This is a genomic window from Bdellovibrio bacteriovorus str. Tiberius (assembly GCF_000317895.1).
Classification (GTDB): domain Bacteria; phylum Bdellovibrionota; class Bdellovibrionia; order Bdellovibrionales; family Bdellovibrionaceae; genus Bdellovibrio; species Bdellovibrio bacteriovorus_F.
Genome location: NC_019567.1, coordinates 2,040,233 through 2,059,402, shown reverse-complemented (window position 1 = coordinate 2,059,402; position 19,170 = coordinate 2,040,233). Strand labels below are relative to the sequence as shown.

Sequence of the window (19,170 nt, the reverse complement as noted above, 5' to 3'; positions counted from 1 at the left end):
TTTTCAGCCAGCGCAACGTTACAAATTCAGATATTTTTAAGACCCAAAGTGGAGTTGCGCTTCCCTTGAAAACCTTCGCGCAGAATCACTTCAAAACCCTGGGCTTTCAGTGCGCGCTTCAAATTCCCCTTGCAAGCATAAGTAGTCAGAAGACTTTTCTGCTCTGTACCTTCGCGCAAAATCTTGTTCAGGAACTCTTCTTCCCACAGGTGCGGAGAAGTCTTGGAGCTGAAAGCATCATATAAAATACAGTGATATTTCGACACCAGCTCAACGTCTGCATCAAGGGCTCCGCTGATTTTGCTGACATCTGAAAAATGATTTCTCAAGAAAAACTTAAGATCCTGCGGATCAAGCTCCGTGTTACCACAAACACTTTGCAAAACCTGATCATAAGTTTGCAGCACTTCCGGATGAAGATTCGTGCGATCCTCGTGCAGCCACTGAATGAAAAATTCGCGCAGTTCCGGGACACTTTCATAACTTGTGATCAAACCCACATCCGCAGACGTTTTTCCCAAAAGCAGTGCTTCGCGCGCGATCACCAGTTCAATGTAACCAAGCCCCAGGCCCACCACTAGAAAATGAGGTTTCTGCACCTTCTGAAGGATCTGTTTTGCAGGGTCTCCGTAGATCATCAACGTCTCAGCGCATGCTCCGCCCGAGTGATGCATGGTCTCGCCGCGATCGGTGGCGCCGTCTATAGACTCAAGCAGACGCAAACTGGGGCTTGCATCGCCCGTGATCTCAATTTCAAAACCAATATCGGCCCAAGACTTCATTTGATTGACTTCCCGCAGAAAAAACCTGTAAAAGTGCCTATGGAAAAAGGCTGGTTAGGGGTTCCCTATCATACTATCAGTGAGCACTACAATAAACTCTTTGGTGAAAAGGTTTATAAGGTGCCGGTGGCTGTCGTTGACGACTGCCCGAACCGCCGTGGCCTGAAGGGCATGCAGACTTGCGTGTTCTGTGACGTTTGGGGTTCTGCCGCCAACGCCGAAAGCCTTTCCATGGAGCTTCGTGCGCAAATCGAAAAATACCACGGCATTATCAGCAAAAAATATAACGCCAAGGCCTTTTTGATTTACTTCCAGGCCTACACCAACACCTTCACCAAGGTGTCTGCCCTTAGAAACAATTTCGACGTGGCCCTGTCTTATCCTTGGGTGAAAGGCTTCACCGTGGGCACCCGCCCGGACTGCCTTTCAAAGTCTGTCTTGGACCTGTGGCAGGAATATCACGAAAAATCCTTCGTGGCCGTCGAACTGGGTGTGCAGAGCTTCTATAATGACCAACTGGAGTTCATGCGCCGGGGGCACACCGCGGAAGATTCCATCGCGGCCATTCACAAAATCGCTTCATCCACGACGGTGGATCTGGGCATTCATCTGATTTTTGGAAGTCCCACGGAAACTGATGAACAGATCATCGAAACGGCCAAGATCTGTAACGACTTGCCGATCACCAACGTGAAACTTCACAACCTGCATGTCCTGAAGAACACTCCGCTGGAAGAGATGTATCACAAGGGTGAATTCAGCCCGATCGACAAAGACACATACACACGTCGTGTAGAGCTGTTCCTGCAGCATCTTTCCCCGCGTTTGGCTTTGCACCGTCTGGCGGCGTATTCTTCGCGCTGGGATGAGCTTGTCGCGCCAGAGTGGACACGAAACAAGATGGGCATGCACCAGCACATTATTGATGTTTTGCGCGCTCACGGCGCTTATCAGTCCCAGAATTTCGCAGCTTTGAACGACTCGGACATGCTTTTGCAAAAACGCTTGTTCGAAAAATCGCAAAGAACAGACGCAGTCCGTGCTTAGTTTCTGCACAATTTAAGATCGTGTAAGATCAGTACAGGGAAATTTCAGCTTTAAGCCCCCAAATTTAAGGTTTCAGCACTGGACTTTAGTTTTACGAGGTAAAATTACAAGCTCTTGCCAGTTTTGTTTGCACGCGACTTCAGTCAAGAGGAAGTTTTTTTTGCCTATTTGATGGGCAACGTCACAAAAAAATCGGCGTTATTTTTAAAATTGTTCTTGAAACATCACCGAAAGAATTACAAGATCGGAATTGAGAGAGATACCCGGCATATGGATATGTCACCAATTAGAGACCACTAGATATAGTGGCAAGCCGAAAGGCGACTAAGGGGGATTCAAGGGAAACAGCTAAGGATTAGCAACTTCGTTCTCACCAATTACCATACAACTTATATATGCATTAACCAGACCTAAGTCTTTACGAGGGGTGAAGATCTTGGGGCGGGATTTTTTTGCCCAAACGGAACTGGGCAGAGGGGATACAGCCATGTTGGAAACAACAGCTCACATCATGAGAGTTAAAAAGCGCGATGGCACACTGGAGCCAGTGGACGTAACGAAAATCGTTGAGCGCGTAACCAAGAATTGCCAGGGATTGACTCAGGTAGATCCTTTGCGTGTTGCCACTAAGGCTATCAGCGGTCTTTATGATGGTGCTTCCACCAAAGAATTGGATAATCTTTGTATCCAGACAGCATCTTTGCTGATCGGTGAAGACCCAGAGTATTCCCGTCTGGCGGCTCGCCTTCTTTCCACATATATTGACGAAGAAGTTCGTTCTCAGAAGATCCAATCTTTCGCTGACTCTGTAAGCTTCGGCTTCCAGGCAGGTCTTCTTGCTGAGAGCACTTACAAATTCGTTGAAACCAACAAAGCAGCTCTTTGCGCGGCTATCGAGCCGTACAGAACAGACCGTTTCGAATACTTCGGTCTAAGAACTGTTTATGATCGTTATCTGTTGAAAAACCCAACAACTCGTCAGGTGTTTGAGACTCCTCAATACTTCTTCATGCGTGTTGCCTGCGGTTTGGCGCAATCCGTGGAAGAGGCTATCGAGTTCTATCGTTTGATCTCTTCTCACGATTACATGCCGTCCACCCCGACTTTGTTCAACTCCGGAACTATGCGTCCGCAGATGTCTTCCTGCTATCTTTTGGATTCTCCAAGCGATGACTTGACTGCCATCTATCAGAAATACACGGACATCGCCCTTCTGTCCAAATTTGCCGGCGGTATCGGCGTGGCTTACTCCCGCGTTCGTTCCCGTGGTTCTTTGATCAAAGGAACAAACGGTCACTCCAACGGTATCATCCCTTGGCTGAAAACAATGGATTCTTCCGTTGCAGCGGTAAATCAGGGTGGTAAACGTAAAGGTGCAGCCTGTGTTTATCTTGAAACCTGGCACGGTGACATCGAGGAGTTCCTTGAACTTCGCGACAACACTGGTGACGAAGCAAAACGCGCGCACAATCTGAACCTGGCAAACTGGGTTCCAGACTTGTTCATGAAGCGTGTTGAAGCCGATGCAATGTGGTCTTTGTTCGATCCGAAAGTGGTTCCTCATTTCGTGGACACTTACGGTGAAGAGTTCGAAAAGGCTTACACCGAAGCAGAGGAAAAGAAACTTTACATCAAACAACTTAAAGCTCGCGACCTGTACAGCCGTATGATGAAAACATTGGCTCAGACTGGTAACGGCTGGATGACTTTCAAAGACCATGCGAACTTGAAAGCCAACCAGACTGGCGAAGCTGGAAACGTGATCCACCTTTCCAACCTGTGCACAGAGATCCTTGAAGTGACCTCTGACAAAGAAACTGCGGTGTGCAACCTGGGTTCTGTGAACCTGTCTCGCCACGTGGAAAACGGTCAGTTCAACTTCGAAAAACTGGCTCGTTCTGTTCGCACAGCTGTGAAATACCTGGACCGCGTTGTTGATATCAACTTCTACCCGATCGGCACAGCTCAGGACTCCAACCACAAATGGCGTCCAGTTGGTTTGGGCGTGATGGGTCTTCAGGATGCTTTGTTCCTTATGAAGCTTCCGTTTGACTCTGCAGCGGCTCGTGACCTTTCTGCAAGAGTTCAGGAAGAGATTTATTACAATGCGCTTGTAACCTCCTGCGAACTTGCTGAAAAGCACGGTCCTCACGGCGCTTACGAGCAGACCAAAGCGGCTAAAGGTTTGTTGCAATACGACCTTTGGGGCGTGACACCTTCTCAACCAGAGCGTTTCGAGAAGTTGAAAGAGAAAATCAAAAAGCACGGCCTGAGAAACTCTTTGATGATCGCGATTGCTCCAACAGCAACTATCGCCTCCATCGTGGGTTGCTACGAAGCGATCGAGCCACAGGTTTCCAACTTGTTCAAACGTGAGACTCTTTCCGGAGAGTTCATGCAGATCAACAAGTACCTTGTGGGTGACTTGAAAGCGATGGGCATCTGGACTGAAGACGTTCGTAACGAAATCAAACTTCAGGACGGCTCCATCCAGGACGTGGCTATGATTCCTCCACAAATCAAGGAATTGTACCGCACTGTTTGGGAAATCCCGATGAAGTCTTTGGTTGATATGGCTGCGGACCGTGGCGCTTACATCGATCAGGCTCAATCTTTGAACTTGTTCCAGGAAAGCCCGACTATCGGCAAACTTTCCTCCATGTACATGTATGCATGGAAAAAAGGTGTGAAGACGACTTATTACCTTCGCTCTCGTCCTGCGACTAAAATCGCAAAAACGACTGTGAAAGCTTCCAGCAACTCTGCAAATCCAACTGCTTCTGAAAGCATGATGGACGCAGCTCCTGCTCAAGAGGCCAAGAAGTCTTACTCTGACGCAGAAGTGATCGCATGTTCTCTGGAAAACCCAGAAGCCTGCGAAGCTTGTCAGTAATCGCGGCTCGCCCGCGGAGAGCTGAGGGGGCTTTGGCCCCCGAAGCTGAACCAGTGAGCTGCCTTTCAGCCACTTATTTTGCTCGAATGAGCGTACTTTTTTTGGGAGTTTTTTATGATTTTGGATCCTGGCTTTGACCTGACTTTGCGCCCGATGAAATACCCTATTTTCTACGAAATGTACAAAAACGGGATCAAGAACACCTGGACTGTGGATGAAGTTGATTTCTCTACAGACCTTGTGGATCTGCACTCCAAAATGACTGAATCAGAAAAACATCTGATCCGTCGTTTGGTGGCTTTCTTCGCAACAGGTGACTCTATCGTGGGTAACAATCTGGTGTTGAACCTTTACAAGCACGTGAACTCTCCAGAGGGTCGCATGTACTTGTCCCGTCAGCTTTATGAAGAAGCTTTGCACGTTCAGTTCTATCTGACACTTTTGGATAACTACATTCCAAATCCAGATGAACGCGCGGAGGCTTTCGCTGCGGTTGAAAACATCCCGTCCATCAAAAAGAAAGCGGATTTCTGCTACAAATGGATTGATTCCATCAACGAGCTGAATGAACTGAAAACGATCGAAGATCGTCGCCGCTTCCTGATGAACCTGATCTGCTTCGCAACTTGCGTTGAAGGTCTGTTCTTCTATGCAGCCTTCGCTTACGTATACTTCCTGCGCTCCAAAGGTCTTTTGGCTGGTTTGGCATCTGGTACCAACTGGGTCTTCCGTGATGAGTCCATGCACATGGCCTTCGCGATCGAAGTTGTTAAAACAGCTCGCAGAGAAGAACCAGAATTGTTCAACCAGCAAATGGAAGACATGGTTGTGCAAATGCTTGAAGACGCCATCGAATGCGAGATGGAATTTGCTCACGACGTACTGAACCTGGGTGTTGCCGGCTTGTCTGCCAAAGACATGAGACAATATCTTGAGTACTGCGCTGATCAACGCCTTGAAAGCTTGAACATTGCTCCACGCTACAACGTGAAGAATCCGTTCATCTTCATGGAACTTCAGGACATGCAAGAGCTTGCAAACTTCTTCGAAAGACGCGTTTCCGCCTACCAAACAGGCGTATCCGGCGCAGTTGCCTTCGACGAGGCCTTCTAGCCTACGGCTAGGATGTCGTAGCGGCGCTACTCCGGCGAAGCCGGGGTGCATCGGGCCGCGGAGACTGGACTTCATCTGAAAAGCAACATTTTTTGGATCTTCTTTTTTCTAATCTGCATGGGGGTGGGATTTCTGCACGGAGTCCTGCCCCAAGGCATTTCCAGAAGCTATTTCGTCACTCCCCGTAAAATTTCTGTACTGACCACGGATGAAGTCCTGTTCCCGATGAACTTGCGTCAGGAACTGGAAGAAGAACTTCACGTGCGTTTTTCCGTCACGGTGACCCGCGACTGGGAATCAATGATGGCCAACGTGGTGGCCAGCCCTTCCGCCGATTTGATCTTTCTGCCATCATACTGGGCCAACACACTGGCGCATCAGAATCTTTTGGCAAACGTCGCCGGCATTCAAGGTGAATTGCTGCAACGAGTTTCCACTGACTTCGTAAAAAGCCGCAATCCCGAAACCTTTACTTTCCTGCCCATTTACTGGATGAAAACCGGCATTGATACTCCGCTGGACGAAACCTTCCAGGATTATCTGAAAAACAAAAAAGAAACCTTCCTGTTTTTGCTGGCCGATGAAGACCTGCTGCTCAAGCACTTCCAGACCTGGAAAGAGCAGGGGTTGCTTGAGCAAATCAATACAAAAAGAATTCTGACCCTGCAGCTGGATCAACTGAGCAAAGCCAGTGATGAAGGGGCCGTGGAAACCCCGCAGAATCGTGAATTCCGCGGCGGTCCTCACCCGTTTTTGAGTGCCCTTTTGATGTGGGGAGCCGCCATTCCGGCGAACTCCACCCAGAAAGAACTGGCTTTGGAGATTCTTGAGGTTCTGACGAATGTGGAGCACCAGGAAAAGGGATTGCTGGGCACCCCTTTTAATTCGACCTTTTCAACTGTGACGGGAAAAGAGATTCCACTGCACAGACGTGCGGATTTTATCCGCGATCTGCAATTGAAAGACACCCTGATTCTTGAAAGCAAAGATCAGGAAGCGCCTTTGAAACTTAAAAACGATTTCAATTTTATTTTGTAAGAGTGAATGTCGGAGCCGCACGGGCTTCGTTCATCACGGCATTTCCGTCCGCATCGAAGGCCTGCATGATGATTCGCATGCTGTAAACGCCAGAAGCCAAAGCCGCAATATTCAACGAGAAGTTAAAGCGTCCGTTTTTACAAGTGGCATAGTTGGCATTGGAGGCCGTTGCCGGATTTGTATCCACCAGGGTCATTTGTGTCGAACCATTCATCACAATCAGCCTGTGGGACGGATATGTTGAAACATAGCACTCGCCGGTGATTTCGGCTTTGGTGTCTGTGTTTTTCATATTGATGGTGGGAGAGAAAAGCTGAACGGTCAGTTCTTCTGATTTCGGAGTTTTATCCAAAGTATGGGTGCTGGAATCATCTTTTTTATCAGTCAGCAGAGAATCGCCTTCCACCGGCTGACAGGCCGCCAACAGAAGACAAAGACTTGAAAGTCCTGCAAAATATCGTACTGATTTCATGAGCTCCCCCACCTTTATAGAATAAATGAGGTGCGGGGACGCTTAAACGAGTTTTTTCATCAGGTCCAGTTTTGAGACGATTTCCCCGTCCCAAAATGCGATAACGGCGGATTTACTTAAAAAGACCCCGGATTTTTACTTCCAACAGCGGACTTAACCCCGTGGTGATCCAGGTTAATTGGTGGTCTTTATCGAGCAAGGCCGTGGTCGGCGTGGCACGAACTCCATAAAGACCGGCCACCTGACCGCTGATATCCACGCCCACCAGGAAGGTATAACGGCGCTGTTCCACCGTGGCCTGAACAAGATCGCGATCTTCCAGACTTGAAATAGCCAGTACCGATTCTGCGGGAATGATCTTTTCATCGATCAGCTTTTGCATGCGGGAAAGTTCGACCTCACAAGGACCACACCACGTGGCCCAAAACACAATCACCACGGGCTTGCCGGCTTTTTCTGATTCAAACAAGGTTCCATCCAGCAAAGGAACCGCAAACGAAGGAGCTGGCTGGTTTTGTTTTTTGAAGTTTTCAATAATGCCCGGAAGGCGATTGATCAAAACCCACAGGACTGCGACAACCAGCAGTCCATTCACGATTTTTCCAATCAGAGCTTTGTTCATTTAAATGCGCACCACAGAGCGGGTTCTGATCAAAGCCCTTTCAAGAAGCTGTGGGTCCAGGAACAGGAAGTACGTCGAAACCATGACCGTGGCAAAAGGAATCAGACCCATAAAGATGCCGATCCCCGCATGGAACGAAAGCCCCAGCAGCAGGCAAAGATATCTTGTCTTGGGCCAGGCCACCATCGCCGGGAAATAGATTTCAAACAGAATCGTCACATAGCCAATCACCGGGATCACCCACGGAAAATGGCGCAGGAACGAAAAGTCCATCGTCGTCATTTGTGGGTTAGCAAGGACACTCCACAAAGCGGTTCCATCCCACCAACTGCCACCTTTAAGTTTTTCCCACCCGGTGTAAGCATAGATCACAGAAATCTGAACCTGCATCATGCGAATCATCATCGAGCTGACGGTGTCGCTCATTTTAAATGAACTTTTCTTACGGACCAGATTCACAACACTTAATCGTTCACAGCTTTGGGTGAAGGCCATATAGAACAGGAATAACGCCCCGATCACATCCGCCCCGAAATTCACCGCATAATTTCTTTGCAGGAATCCGGCATTAATGAGCCACGCGATCCCCATCAGCCAGCGACCGCCAATCCCCAAGGTCAGCAGAGCCAAAAGCACCACCAGCACCAGGTTCATGACAAAATTCATGCTGTCGGGCCAGAGCGTCCACAGAAACAGCGGACGCCCCAGTTCCGGCATCACTTCCAGCGCACGGGTGCGCGGAATCCAGCTGGAGTCTGTGTAAAATTCAAGATTATAGAATCGGGACAGGTTCATATAAAGCAGCGTCGCACACAGCATGATCCGCATATACGCAAGACCCAGCAGACTTTGTGGCGCAAACCAGAACTGATCCCAATGAGCCCAGAGTTTTTTAATCATAGACTCTCCTCATCCCCACCTGCGCAGGAATAGGATTCCCGAACATACTGGACCTCTTTGGACAGGTCACTGACGCTGTCTTCGCGGAAACGCACGGCCTGATCCAGGAATGGAATAGTCTCAATCACATGCTCCATATCCACAGACGTGGCACCCGGATACTGACGACAGAACCATGGTCCCATCAAAACCCTTAAACGCTTGGGATCCAGCACCATATAGCGCATCAATGCCCATTCACGTTTGCGGGTGATGTTCGGCAAAGGACGGTTGTCCTTGGCGGTCTCCAAGGGGAAAAAACCGTAAACCGGCTCTTTAGCCTCTTCACCGGCGTTTTCACCTTCAGTGTACAGATAATTGATGGTGTATTTCAGATACATGGGATGGGCTGGCTCGGGGGAAAAGAAATTCCACCCGGCATTCAAACCCACCGTGTTGGCGTACGGGGTGACCACGTTTGCAGTCACCCGCCCGAAATAGGCACCCACATTGGGCATCACCAACATCACAAAGATATTATATACGATCCAAAGACTCAGAAGAGTCTTAAACAGAAGCTTCACCTTCTTCATCAATGTCGTCCGCCTCACCCAAGAATGGCAACTCTTCTTCTTCGGAAGATTCATCATCAGAGTCAGCGAATAATTGATCGTCTGAAGCCTCATCCAGATCTTCGTCGTTATCAAATGCTACGACAGCTTCTTCCAGCTCGGAATCATCCCCGTCGGTGGATTCGTCCACAGACTCTTCAGAGGATTCATCCAGGGAAGCTTCCAAAGTCTCTTCAGATCCTTCCTCAGAGATTTCTTCGCCGTTTTCCGCAGTCACTGCCGGCTTTTTCATGTTTTCCAAAGCAGCGGCTTTCTTTTCAGCTGCCATGGCAACCAAAGAAGTGCCCGCAGCCAAAGCCTCATCGTACTTCGTCAGCCAGTTTTGATCACGTGTGGAAACCGGCTCGCCGAATGCCAAAGCATCACGGATGTTCTGAGCGCGCTCCTGGTCACGTTTTTCAGCCTGACGGCGTTTTTCTTCCTCAAAGAAGTTGGAAGAAGTCGCGATGTCTTCAAGCTGTTCCTGGATTTTCATCAGCTCTTCCTCACCTTGAGAGTAAGAACCAATGTAAGTTTCAGACATGCTGTCCGTGATAGTGGAAAGAGTCGGTTTTTCCTCCGCCTGCTGTTCATCAATACCATCCGGCAGAAGTTCATCAATCTGGGACAGGGTTGGAAGCTCTTTCAAGCTTCTCAGGCCGAAGATCTCCAGGAATTTTCTGGTGGTGCCGTACTGCATAGGGCGACCTGGAAGTTCGGATTTGCCTTCGAAGCAAACCAGATTCTTTTCCATCAAAGCGCGCAGCAAGTGACCGGATTCAACGCCGCGGATTTCATCCACTTCCGCTTTCACGGTCGGCTGTTTGTAGGCCACGATGGAAAGAACTTCCAAAGCCGGGCCGGAAAGTTTGAACTGACGCGCTTTCAGTGTGCGCTTCAGGAATTCCATATTGTCAATTTTAGTGCGCAACTGGTATCCACCCGGAACTTCTTCCAGGGTGACGCCACGACGGCCGCCAGCGTATTCAACGGCCAGCTGATCCAAAGCACGACGGATTTTGTCGCCACGGATGTTGGTGCCTTTAAACAGAAGTTTCAAAGAAGCCAGACTCACCGGTCTGTCTGAAGCAAACAGCACGCTTTCCACGATGCTTTCAAGGCGTTCTTCCTCGACGAATTCCACTTCTTCAATTTCAGCGGAGTCAAAACCGTCAAGCTCAGTGCCATCAACAGAGACTTCGTCCTCTTCTTCAGAGGCTTCCATCGCGTCCACGTCATCATCAGAAGCTTCCGGAAGGAAACCTTCTGCCTCCTCTTCTTCCTGCAGGAATACAGAGGCGTCGGATTCGATGCCGTCAGCGGAAAGTTCGTCAGTTTCAACGTCAGCTTCGGTTTCGAAGCCTTCAGATTCTTCAGCGTGATTCATTTCTTCGTTGATCAAATCGTCTTTTTCTTCAGACATGGTCCCCTCTACACTTCCGTCACGTCATCTTTAAACAATTCACTCTCAGCAGCCAAGATTTCGTCGTCCGTGGCGATATCATCAACATTTGTGTCAACAAAAGCGATGTCGTCTGTGAGACCAGCACCCAAGTCCATTTGCAGCTGGTTGTTTTCTTCTTCAGTTTCTTCAATCTCTGCCAAAAGATCTTCATCAGCGTCGATCTTTTTGGTTTCTTCCATCATTTTTGCCGCGACTTCATCAGCGCGCATGGAATCGTACTCTTCAACACGGCTCAAAACGTCCGTTTCGATCGGTTTTTTGGTATCAACCCAGATGTCAGAATAAGCTTCGGTCTGATACAAACCCACAAAGCCCATTTTACCCAGTTCAAGCAAGGACAGGAAGGTGATCAGGGCCTGACGGGCGCGGTCTTCTGTTGCCGTCACCATCTCCATCATTGTGGTTCTTTGACCGACAATCAGACGATCCTTCATTTCAAGGATACGGCTGGAGATGGACTGGGCTTTCGCCGCCACCTGGTGAATTTTCTTTTTAACGGCACGGGAAATACGACGGTAGCTGGCGATCAAAGAAAACAGGGCGTTGTCCTCAAGAACAATTTCCTCTTCTTTTTCATCCAGCTTTTCACGGGTTCCACGCAACCACACATCACGACCCACCAACGGGCGATCGTAAAGAAGCTTCGCTGCTTCCTGGTACTTTTGGTATTCAAGAAGTTTCTGAACCAGCTCTTTGCGCGGATCTTCAACTTCGATAGCTTCGCCATTTTCGTCGTACTGAGGCAAAAGCATGCGGGATTTGATCTGGATCAGAGTCGCAGCCATGGCCACGAACTCTCCGGCAACTTCCAGATCCAGTTCTTTCATCAATTTGATATATTCAAGGTATTGTTTGGTGATCTCATGGACTTTGATATCCATGATGTCCATTTCCTCTTTACGGATAAGGTAAAGAAGAAGTCCAAGAGGTCCTTCGAATTTAGGCAACTGTACTGTAATACTCATGAAAGATGGTCCCCTCTACCCTTTCACTAAAACCGGAACGCACTTCGCAGTCCCCGTCCAAACGCCGAAGATTGAATCAAGCGGCTTTGGATTATTCAACAACTCTTTAAGGCCCCCACCCGACGTGTTTGCGCCGCAGCAAAGCCTTAAACTCCCACCCCACTCAACGCAAGATTGATCAGGTGCTGAGAACTCCAGTAAACCGGCTCAGCCAGGAAGCGCAACATCCCCGTCAACACAAGCACCATCAAAACCATGCTGGTGATGTGTTCATTCTGTTCAAGCTTATAATTCAAGCTGGCAGGCAGGAAGCGCGCCAACACCTTGCCACCATCCAGCGGATGCATCGGCAAAAGATTGAAAACAGCCAGGAACATATTAGTCACAATAAAGGTCTGAAGAATCGTCACCGCACCCTTGGCATACATGCCGAAGGAGTAGTATTTCGCCACCATAGCGATCGCAAAAGCGCCCACCAGCGCCAGCAGGATGTTCGAAAGCGGCCCCGCCAAAGCGATCCAGAACATATCCACGCGCGGATTCTTAAGATTGCGGGAATTCACCGGCACCGGCTTCGCCCAACCAAAAAAGATCGGCGACGAAAACGCAATGGCCGCAATCGGAAGAATCAACGTCCCGACCAAATCCATGTGCGCCACCGGGTTCAGAGTCAAACGACCCATCTGCTCCGCAGTGTTATCCCCACGTAGACGCGCCACCCAACCGTGCGCAAACTCGTGGAAGCAAAGTGCAAAAAGAAAAGGAATAAAGTAGACACCAATCTTGGCGCCGATTTCCATCATATCCATACAACCTCACGCTAAAACACACCTAGACTCATGTCTAGTGCGATAAAACACTTGCACATTTAAAGTGCAATTCAGTCTAACACAGCTTGTTAAAAGAAAAGCTCTCGTCATTCCAAGGTCTTGAATAAATCAGTCAAAAAAGCTACCGTGACCCCCGTTTTAAGAAACTGTTTTAAAACGGTTCTGAATACGTTTTAACAAGAACTGAAGCCCAGCCCCAAGGGCCTTACCTGGCTATGCGGCGAGTTCCGCAGCAGACACATTCCAAAGGAATGGTCGTCCGCGAGGACTGTCCGAAGCCGCAGAGGCAGGTAAGGCCCTTGGGGCTGGGCTTCCGATCGAAGGGAAATAAGATGTCTGATACAACAAATGCGCGTCCGGCGCTGACTGTACTTTCTGAGGATGAAATTGCTTTCCGTGATGCTGTAAGATCTTTTGCAGAATCCGAAATCAAACCTCATGTGACTCACATGGACGAAGAAGCGAAAATGAAACCAGAAATCCTGACGAAGCTTTTCGAAATGGGTTTGATGGGTATCGAGACTCCTGAAAAATGGGGCGGTGCTGGTTCCACATTCTTCATGGCCTGCCTGGCAGTTGAAGAAATCGGCCGCGTGGACGGTTCTGTTTCCGTTCTTGTAGACGTTCAAAACACTCTGACAACAAATGCCTTCCTTAAATGGGGCACTGAAGCTCAGAAGTCCAAGTATCTGGGCCAAATGGCTTCCAAAGACGTGGGCGCTTACGCTTTGTCTGAATCCTCTTCCGGTTCTGATGCTTTCGCATTGAAATTGAAAGCAGAAGACAAAGGTGACAAATGGGTTCTGAACGGTTCCAAACTGTGGATCACCAACGGTAACGAAGCCAACATCTTTATCGTATTTGCCAACATGGCGCCGGAAAAAGGCTACAAAGGCATCACAGCGTTCATCGTTGAACGTGGCTTCAAAGGTTTCACAGTTGGTAAAAAAGAAGACAAATTGGGCATCCGCGCTTCTTCCACTTGCGAATTGTTGTTCGAAAACTGTGAAGTTCCAAAAGAAAACGTTTTGGGCGAAGTCGGCAAAGGCTACAAAATCGCGATCGAAACACTGAACGAAGGCCGTATCGGTATCGGCGCTCAGATGATCGGTATCGCTCAAGGTGCATACGAAGCCGCTTTGGGTTACGTAAAAGGCCGTGAACAGTTCGGCAAACCTATTGCTCACTTCCAGGGCGTTCAGTTCCAATTGGCAGAAATGCGCACTGAACTGGAAGCCGCTCGTTTGATGGTTTACAATGCCGCTCGCCTGAAAGACGCAGGTCTGGACTTCATCGAAGCTGCAGCTATGGCTAAACTGTACTCTTCCCGCGCGGCAGAGAAAATCACTTCCAAAGCCATCGACTTGTTCGGCGGTAATGGCTTCACCAAAGAATATCCAGTTGAGAAATTCTGGCGTGACGCGAAGATCGGTCAGATCTACGAAGGTACAACCAACATGCAGTTGCAAACGATTGCAAAAATGGAATTGGACAAATAGTTCAATCCTTAAGTTGAAACCCGAAAACGGCAGGAATCCCCTGCCGTTTTTTTATGATTTTTCCCGGTAATTTTCGTGCTTCAATTCATCCCGCCCTTAGGCTAATCTTAAAGGCATGAAAATCATCCTTGCACTTCTTCTGGTTTTTCCCGTCCTTTCCTTTGCCAACCCCAAGGCGTTTCGCCTGCACCTTTCCAACGAACCGGGAAGCCTTGACCCGAATAAGCAAAAAACTTCGGCCTCCAGCTATCTGCTGGGAAATCTGTATCGCAATATCTTCACCTTTGATGATCAAAAGGGCCTGGTACCGGATCTGGGCAGCGGCTGCACCCGTGACAAGAAAAAGAATCTGACCTGCCGTCTGAAAAAAGATCTGCGCTGGAGCGACGGCACCCCTTTGACGTCCGAAGACTTCCTGCGCACCTATAAAAAGATTCTCGATCCCAAATCCGCAGCCCCGCGTGCCGATTTGCTTTTCAAAATCAAAAAGGCTCAGGATTATTATGCTGGCAAAGCCAAAGCAGCTGATCTGGGAATCTTTGCCCCGGATGCCCTGACTTTGCGTTTTGAGTTCCAGGATCCAGACCCTGATTTTGAATACAATCTTTCAAGTTTCCTGCTGGCCCCCACCAAAGCGGACCTTGGCGCCTATTCCGGTCCGTACAAACTGGCTGAATGGAAAAAAGGCCAAAAGATCATCCTGACGGCAAATTCGGCATATCAGGGCGGACACCCGCAACGCCCGAATGTGGAGTTTTTGTTCGTTGAAGAAGACACCGTGGCTTTGCAGCTTTATGAAAAGAACGAACTGCAGTTTCTGCGCCGACTCCCGACGTTATTCATTCCAAGCCATAAAAAACGCCCGGACTTTCACTGGATTCCAGTCACCCGCCTGGACTATCTGGGGTTTGGACCTGAACTGGCAGACAAAGAAGACCTAAGAAAAGCCTTCACCTATTCCTTGAACTACGTAGAGCTTCAGAAGATTTTCTCGTCTGAAGGGCGCCCCGGCTGCATGGGGGTTCCGGATTCCTGGTTTCCGGAAAAAGCGCCTTGTTACGACTTTGACTTAAAGAAAGTTCCCAAGATTCAGAACACTTCAACCTTTACTTTGATGTTCTCAAGCCTTGGGGGCGAAGACCACAAGCGCGCCACGGAATGGATGCAAAACCAGTGGCTGAAAAACGCCGGCCTGAAAACGCATCTTGAGTCCCGCGAAAACAAAGTCTATCTGCAAATTCTGCAGCAGAATCCTCCAGCAGTGTTCCGTAAAGGCGTGGCTCCGGATCGTCCGACCTGTCTTGCAGCCTTAGAAACATTTGCGCCGCTGAGCCCGGAAAACTACATCCGCCTGAAGTCGACAGAGTATGAAAATATTTTGTCCTCACTTGCGAAGGCAGAAAAACCCCAGGATCAGAAAAAATGGTGTCAAACCGGCATGGACTTCCTGATGAAAAAGCACCTGCTGATCCCGCTGGGAGCCATTCATTTCTCAATGCTGGCCAAGCCTGAATTTACGGGATGGAAACTGAATCAAATGAATCAGCTGGACTTGTCCAACCTGCACCAAAGACCCTAGAATAAAACTCATATGAATGCAGCAGCTCAGTCCGTCGACATCCACAAAGATCAGATCATTTTCAGCGAAGGCGATGCAGGTGACTGCGCCTATATCATCGAAAAAGGACGGGTGCTGATTTACATCACCAAAGACAAAGAGGAAATTCCCTTAACTATCCTGGGTGAAGGCGAAATCTTTGGCGAAATGGCCCTGATCGACAATCAAAACCGCTCTGCCAGTGTGCGCGCTTTGGAAGATGTCCGTCTGGCCATCGTCACCAAACAACAGGTTTTGGAACGCGTTTCCACTGCTGACAAAGTCGTTCAGCTTTTGATGCGTGTATTGCTAAAACGCCTGCGCCGCAAAAACATCGGCGGCCCGGGTGGTTCCCGTATTTCTGAAGCTGAATTCGACAATTCAGGCGCGGGTGATGACGGAACTCAAAGTGCGCTGGATCAGATCAAACTTGAAAATCAGATTTTCCAGGCTTTCCAGAACAAGGAATTTGAACTGTTCTATCAGCCGATCGTGAATCTTAAAAACAAAACCATCACGGGCTGCGAGGCCCTTCTGCGCTGGAACTCCCCGCAGCATGGTTTGGTTTCCCCGAATCTTTTCATCGACATCATTGAAAACTCTTCGATGGTGATTCCGATTGGCCATTGGATTATCAATCAGGCCCTGAAAGACCTGCGCACCATTCAAGATCAGCTGCGTCTGAACAAAAAAGATCGCATGTCTGATGACTTCATGATGAGCATTAATATTTCCGGCCGTCAGTTCACGCATTCTGATTTCGTGAACAATCTGGAAGATCTGCGCGAAAAGCATGACCTGCACACCCAGAACATCAAACTTGAAATGACCGAAAGAATCATGATGGATGGCGCGATCGCCATTGATGCTCTAAACCAGTGCCGCAGCCTGGGCTATGCGATTTCCATCGATGATTTCGGAACCGGATTCTCGGGCCTGCAATACCTGACCCAGATGCCGATCAGTTTTCTGAAAATCGACCGTTCATTCGTAATGAAGATTCTGAGTGATCCAAAATCCAAAGCGGTCGTCAGCTCGATCATCCACTTGGCGCACGCCATGGATATCGAAGTCATCGCCGAAGGCATCGAACACCACGAAGAAGCGCTGGTGCTTGAAACTCTGGGCGCTCGTTTTGGCCAGGGGTATTTGTTCTCTAAACCCGTTGATCTGGGCCGCTTCCTGAAACTGATTTAACCGGCAAGGCCCCTTTTTCCAGGGGCTTTTTCTTTTGCAAATACTTTTAAGTTTATATCTTCATTTGATACGGAGTGTGCTTTTTTCACTACTTAGCATCTCTGATTTTGCCCGTATTTTGACTGCAAAAACACCTCGGTCCCGCCGAAAATTTAGGTACTGGGAAAAGAGGTTCGTTTATGAAAAACAATTCCTTTCTGTGGGCCGGTCTACTGGTTCTTTCCGCATGCACCCCGCAAAGTGCCCATCAATCTTCCAGCCTCAGCGACATCACATCATTCAAAATGAATGGCACGACGGCTTTATTCCGCGCATCGGGGGATTCCTCTTCAACAGGGCTTTCCAAAGCCAGCACAGGAAAAATGGATCGTCTTTATAATCTATTGGATTCTGGCGAATACACCCGCCAGATCTGGGTGAATGACCAAGGCATCGAACATGAGCTTGAACTGTCCATTTCTCAGGTAAAGTGGCTTTCCAAGAAATACGCTTTGGTGGTAATTCAGGATGCCTTTATCGGTCTGGTGAATATCCAGAATGGATCCATCATTCGTCTGGAAGAAATGGATATCAATACCCGATCCGTCACTTTGTTTAATGGGCACCTGTTTGCTTTCAGCAGTGATTTGAAAAATCTAAAACGAATGAACCTGGAAACCAAACAGCTTCAAACTCACATCACCCTGCCTGCCAATTACACATTTATCCCAGGCGATCGATTCCTCACCTCCCAGTCAACACTGTGGTGGAATGATGAGGGAGATGTTCCGGACGAAGGCGGCAGCCGCGAGCCGATGCTGATTGATGAAAACTACAATGTGGCAGCCCAAGTAGTACGAACCCTCGACAACGGCGACGAAAACTATCCAACGATAGCTATGACTCCCAATGGGGATATGACCCAAGTTCAAATCACTCCCTATGGCGGCCCACAGGAGTTTTCTTATATTCACCACAACGGGAAATTATTCTCGGTACGATCCAATAGCGGACCGTACCATCATTTGCAAGCAAGCTCACCTGCCATCACAGATGTGGACTTCACCCTGAGCGAAGTAAATATTCACCCGACCGGAGTTGTACACACGCCGGTGGAACAAATCAAACCCTTCACCAGTAACATGAACTATGATACCGGCACCCTGCTATGCCGCGGACAATACACTATCGACTCGGAAAAACGCCATATCGTGACTGGCAGGGGTGTATTGACTGTGGATCTTTCCGCTCCCGTCACCCAGCGATTCCGCTATCAAGAAAACACCCAGCCTGCATGGTCCATATTCATTAACTCCAGCGTTATCAAACCGAGCATTGCGTGCTTTATTTCCGGGGACTTTATTTTCTTCCTGGGAGCTGATAATAAACTACAACGTATTGATCTGACAGACTTTGCCAACGCCACAGCAGAAGTTTTGGTAAATCAAACCGGCATCAAATCCTTCTATGTCGTGGGTAAGCATGTCTTCTTTACGACCAATGAGGGCACCTTCCGTATCCAAAAAGATGGCTCAGGCCTGAAGCAAATGCCCGGTGACTTTAACGTGAACGATGTGATCACGGTGAATTAAACCATGAAGGCGGCAGGGCGGCTTTCCCTGCCGCCATTTCTTCTATAATCGCTATTAAGTGTCTCAACTTGAGACTTCTAAACTTGAGAAGATTTCCTAAAGTCCACAAGACCTTCGCCGATAAGTCTTATGTCTTAAGACAATCAACCAGCTTAAGATTTCATCTGGAGGTCACACGTATGGCTGACAAAAAATTTGATAAACAGATCCCAAACAATGTTGTTTCCCTTGAATCTGCTCGCTGCTGCGGCGAAGGCTGCAAAAAGAAATCCGATAAAGCAGGTTTCTGTGCAGAACACTTTGACTGGTTTAAAGCCGGCCTGATCACCAAAGAAGGCATGAAGGCGCCGGACTTCGACAAGAAGTTCTACCACTACACGGCAGCAAAAAAAGTGGCTTAACACTGTTCCTATTTCAAATTCATCCGTTAAAAGCCGGGCTCCCACCCGGCTTTTTTTTATTTGTTAGTGGCGTGGCCGGGTTTAAAAATGGCTGAAAAAGGCCCCGAAGATCAAAAGACCGACAAAGAAGAACTTTATTCCGATAGACGTCGCTTCGCGCATGGACATAACTTCTCTTCGGCCCCCTC

General features: G+C 48.6%; 17 protein-coding genes. 9 read left to right on the top strand and 8 right to left on the bottom strand.

The window, feature by feature from the left end; genetic code table 11:
- Positions 1-26: 26 nt before the first annotated feature.
- A complete protein-coding gene (locus tag BDT_RS09845; RefSeq protein ID WP_015091088.1) occupies positions 27-782 on the bottom strand; it encodes an MnmC family methyltransferase in 756 nt (251 codons plus the stop codon).
- Between the two features lie 39 nt (positions 783-821).
- Here BDT_RS09845 and BDT_RS09840 point away from each other — a divergent pair, with 39 nt between their 5' ends.
- The 4 genes from BDT_RS09840 (at position 822) to BDT_RS09825 (ending at position 6,873) form a co-directional block, all read left to right on the top strand.
- Positions 822-1,829, top strand: a complete 1,008-nt coding sequence (locus BDT_RS09840) for a TIGR01212 family radical SAM protein (protein ID WP_235046076.1) — start codon at positions 822-824, stop codon at positions 1,827-1,829.
- Between the two features lie 487 nt (positions 1,830-2,316).
- Entirely contained in the window at positions 2,317-4,722 is a 2,406-nt protein-coding gene (locus BDT_RS09835; RefSeq protein WP_041577575.1) for a ribonucleoside-diphosphate reductase subunit alpha, read from the top strand.
- A gap of 114 nt (positions 4,723-4,836) precedes the next feature.
- Positions 4,837-5,835, top strand: coding sequence for a ribonucleotide-diphosphate reductase subunit beta (locus BDT_RS09830; RefSeq protein WP_015091085.1), 999 nt, complete (start codon positions 4,837-4,839; stop codon positions 5,833-5,835).
- Positions 5,836-5,952: 117 nt separating this feature from the next.
- Positions 5,953-6,873 (top strand): hypothetical protein, encoded by a 921-nt coding sequence (locus BDT_RS09825; RefSeq protein ID WP_015091084.1) that lies wholly within the window; start codon positions 5,953-5,955, stop codon positions 6,871-6,873.
- On the opposite strand, the gene BDT_RS09820 is transcribed toward BDT_RS09825, so the two are convergent.
- The 7 genes from BDT_RS09820 to BDT_RS09790 all read right to left on the bottom strand — a co-directional run bounded on the left by BDT_RS09820 (position 6,863) and on the right by BDT_RS09790 (position 12,696).
- Entirely contained in the window at positions 6,863-7,345 is a 483-nt protein-coding gene (locus tag BDT_RS09820; RefSeq protein WP_015091083.1) for a hypothetical protein, read from the bottom strand. The genes BDT_RS09825 and BDT_RS09820 overlap by 11 nt on opposite strands.
- Before the next feature lie 112 nt (positions 7,346-7,457).
- Positions 7,458-7,967: a TlpA disulfide reductase family protein gene (locus BDT_RS09815; RefSeq protein WP_015091082.1), complete on the bottom strand. Its 510-nt coding sequence runs from the start codon at positions 7,965-7,967 to the stop codon at positions 7,458-7,460.
- Positions 7,968-8,867, bottom strand: coding sequence for an HTTM domain-containing protein (locus BDT_RS09810; RefSeq protein ID WP_015091081.1), 900 nt, complete (start codon positions 8,865-8,867; stop codon positions 7,968-7,970). It lies immediately after the preceding gene.
- Entirely contained in the window at positions 8,864-9,439 is a 576-nt protein-coding gene (locus BDT_RS09805) for a hypothetical protein (RefSeq protein WP_015091080.1), read from the bottom strand. Before BDT_RS09805 ends, BDT_RS09810 begins: the two co-directional genes overlap by 4 nt.
- Positions 9,414-10,880, bottom strand: a complete 1,467-nt coding sequence (gene scpB, locus BDT_RS09800) for an SMC-Scp complex subunit ScpB (RefSeq protein ID WP_015091079.1) — start codon at positions 10,878-10,880, stop codon at positions 9,414-9,416. Before scpB ends, BDT_RS09805 begins: the two co-directional genes overlap by 26 nt.
- A gap of 8 nt (positions 10,881-10,888) precedes the next feature.
- Positions 10,889-11,887 (bottom strand): segregation and condensation protein A, encoded by a 999-nt coding sequence (locus tag BDT_RS09795; protein ID WP_041577573.1) that lies wholly within the window; start codon positions 11,885-11,887, stop codon positions 10,889-10,891.
- Between the two features lie 146 nt (positions 11,888-12,033).
- Positions 12,034-12,696 (bottom strand): site-2 protease family protein, encoded by a 663-nt coding sequence (locus tag BDT_RS09790; RefSeq protein ID WP_015091077.1) that lies wholly within the window; start codon positions 12,694-12,696, stop codon positions 12,034-12,036.
- Between the two features lie 353 nt (positions 12,697-13,049).
- Between BDT_RS09790 and BDT_RS09785 the strand changes: the two genes are divergently transcribed.
- The 5 genes from BDT_RS09785 (at position 13,050) to BDT_RS09765 (ending at position 18,982) form a co-directional block, all read left to right on the top strand.
- A complete protein-coding gene (locus BDT_RS09785) occupies positions 13,050-14,216 on the top strand; it encodes an acyl-CoA dehydrogenase (RefSeq protein WP_015091076.1) in 1,167 nt (388 codons plus the stop codon).
- 115 nt (positions 14,217-14,331) lie between these two features.
- Entirely contained in the window at positions 14,332-15,795 is a 1,464-nt protein-coding gene (locus tag BDT_RS09780) for a peptide ABC transporter substrate-binding protein (protein ID WP_015091075.1), read from the top strand.
- 12 nt (positions 15,796-15,807) lie between these two features.
- Positions 15,808-17,010, top strand: coding sequence for an EAL domain-containing protein (locus tag BDT_RS09775; protein ID WP_015091074.1), 1,203 nt, complete (start codon positions 15,808-15,810; stop codon positions 17,008-17,010).
- Positions 17,011-17,189: 179 nt separating this feature from the next.
- Positions 17,190-18,581 carry a hypothetical protein gene (locus BDT_RS09770; RefSeq protein WP_015091073.1) on the top strand — a complete coding sequence of 464 codons (1,392 nt, stop codon included), beginning with the start codon at positions 17,190-17,192 and terminating at the stop codon, positions 18,579-18,581.
- Positions 18,582-18,760: 179 nt separating this feature from the next.
- Positions 18,761-18,982: a hypothetical protein gene (locus tag BDT_RS09765; protein ID WP_015091072.1), complete on the top strand. Its 222-nt coding sequence runs from the start codon at positions 18,761-18,763 to the stop codon at positions 18,980-18,982.
- Positions 18,983-19,170 lie beyond the last annotated feature (188 nt).

Excerpts from the sequence above, each read along its gene's own strand:
- BDT_RS09830 (WP_015091085.1), top strand. The coding sequence starts at position 4,837 with ATGATTTTGGATCCTGGCTTTGACCTGACTTTGCGCCCGATGAAATAC.
- BDT_RS09770 (WP_015091073.1), top strand. The coding sequence starts at position 17,190 with ATGAAAAACAATTCCTTTCTGTGGGCCGGTCTACTGGTTCTTTCCGCA.
- BDT_RS09815 (WP_015091082.1), bottom strand. The coding sequence starts at position 7,967 with ATGAACAAAGCTCTGATTGGAAAAATCGTGAATGGACTGCTGGTTGTC.
- BDT_RS09790 (WP_015091077.1), bottom strand. The coding sequence starts at position 12,696 with ATGGATATGATGGAAATCGGCGCCAAGATTGGTGTCTACTTTATTCCT.
- BDT_RS09780 (WP_015091075.1), top strand. The coding sequence starts at position 14,332 with ATGAAAATCATCCTTGCACTTCTTCTGGTTTTTCCCGTCCTTTCCTTT.
- BDT_RS09795 (WP_041577573.1), bottom strand. The coding sequence starts at position 11,887 with ATGAGTATTACAGTACAGTTGCCTAAATTCGAAGGACCTCTTGGACTT.
- BDT_RS09835 (WP_041577575.1), top strand. The coding sequence starts at position 2,317 with ATGTTGGAAACAACAGCTCACATCATGAGAGTTAAAAAGCGCGATGGC.
- BDT_RS09775 (WP_015091074.1), top strand. The coding sequence starts at position 15,808 with ATGAATGCAGCAGCTCAGTCCGTCGACATCCACAAAGATCAGATCATT.
- BDT_RS09765 (WP_015091072.1), top strand. The coding sequence starts at position 18,761 with ATGGCTGACAAAAAATTTGATAAACAGATCCCAAACAATGTTGTTTCC.
- BDT_RS09820 (WP_015091083.1), bottom strand. The coding sequence starts at position 7,345 with ATGAAATCAGTACGATATTTTGCAGGACTTTCAAGTCTTTGTCTTCTG.
- BDT_RS09840 (WP_235046076.1), top strand. The coding sequence starts at position 822 with ATGGAAAAAGGCTGGTTAGGGGTTCCCTATCATACTATCAGTGAGCAC.
- BDT_RS09805 (WP_015091080.1), bottom strand. The coding sequence starts at position 9,439 with ATGAAGAAGGTGAAGCTTCTGTTTAAGACTCTTCTGAGTCTTTGGATC.
- scpB (WP_015091079.1), bottom strand. The coding sequence starts at position 10,880 with ATGTCTGAAGAAAAAGACGATTTGATCAACGAAGAAATGAATCACGCT.
- BDT_RS09785 (WP_015091076.1), top strand. The coding sequence starts at position 13,050 with ATGTCTGATACAACAAATGCGCGTCCGGCGCTGACTGTACTTTCTGAG.
- BDT_RS09810 (WP_015091081.1), bottom strand. The coding sequence starts at position 8,867 with ATGATTAAAAAACTCTGGGCTCATTGGGATCAGTTCTGGTTTGCGCCA.
- BDT_RS09825 (WP_015091084.1), top strand. The coding sequence starts at position 5,953 with ATGGGGGTGGGATTTCTGCACGGAGTCCTGCCCCAAGGCATTTCCAGA.
- BDT_RS09845 (WP_015091088.1), bottom strand. The coding sequence starts at position 782 with ATGAAGTCTTGGGCCGATATTGGTTTTGAAATTGAGATCACGGGCGAT.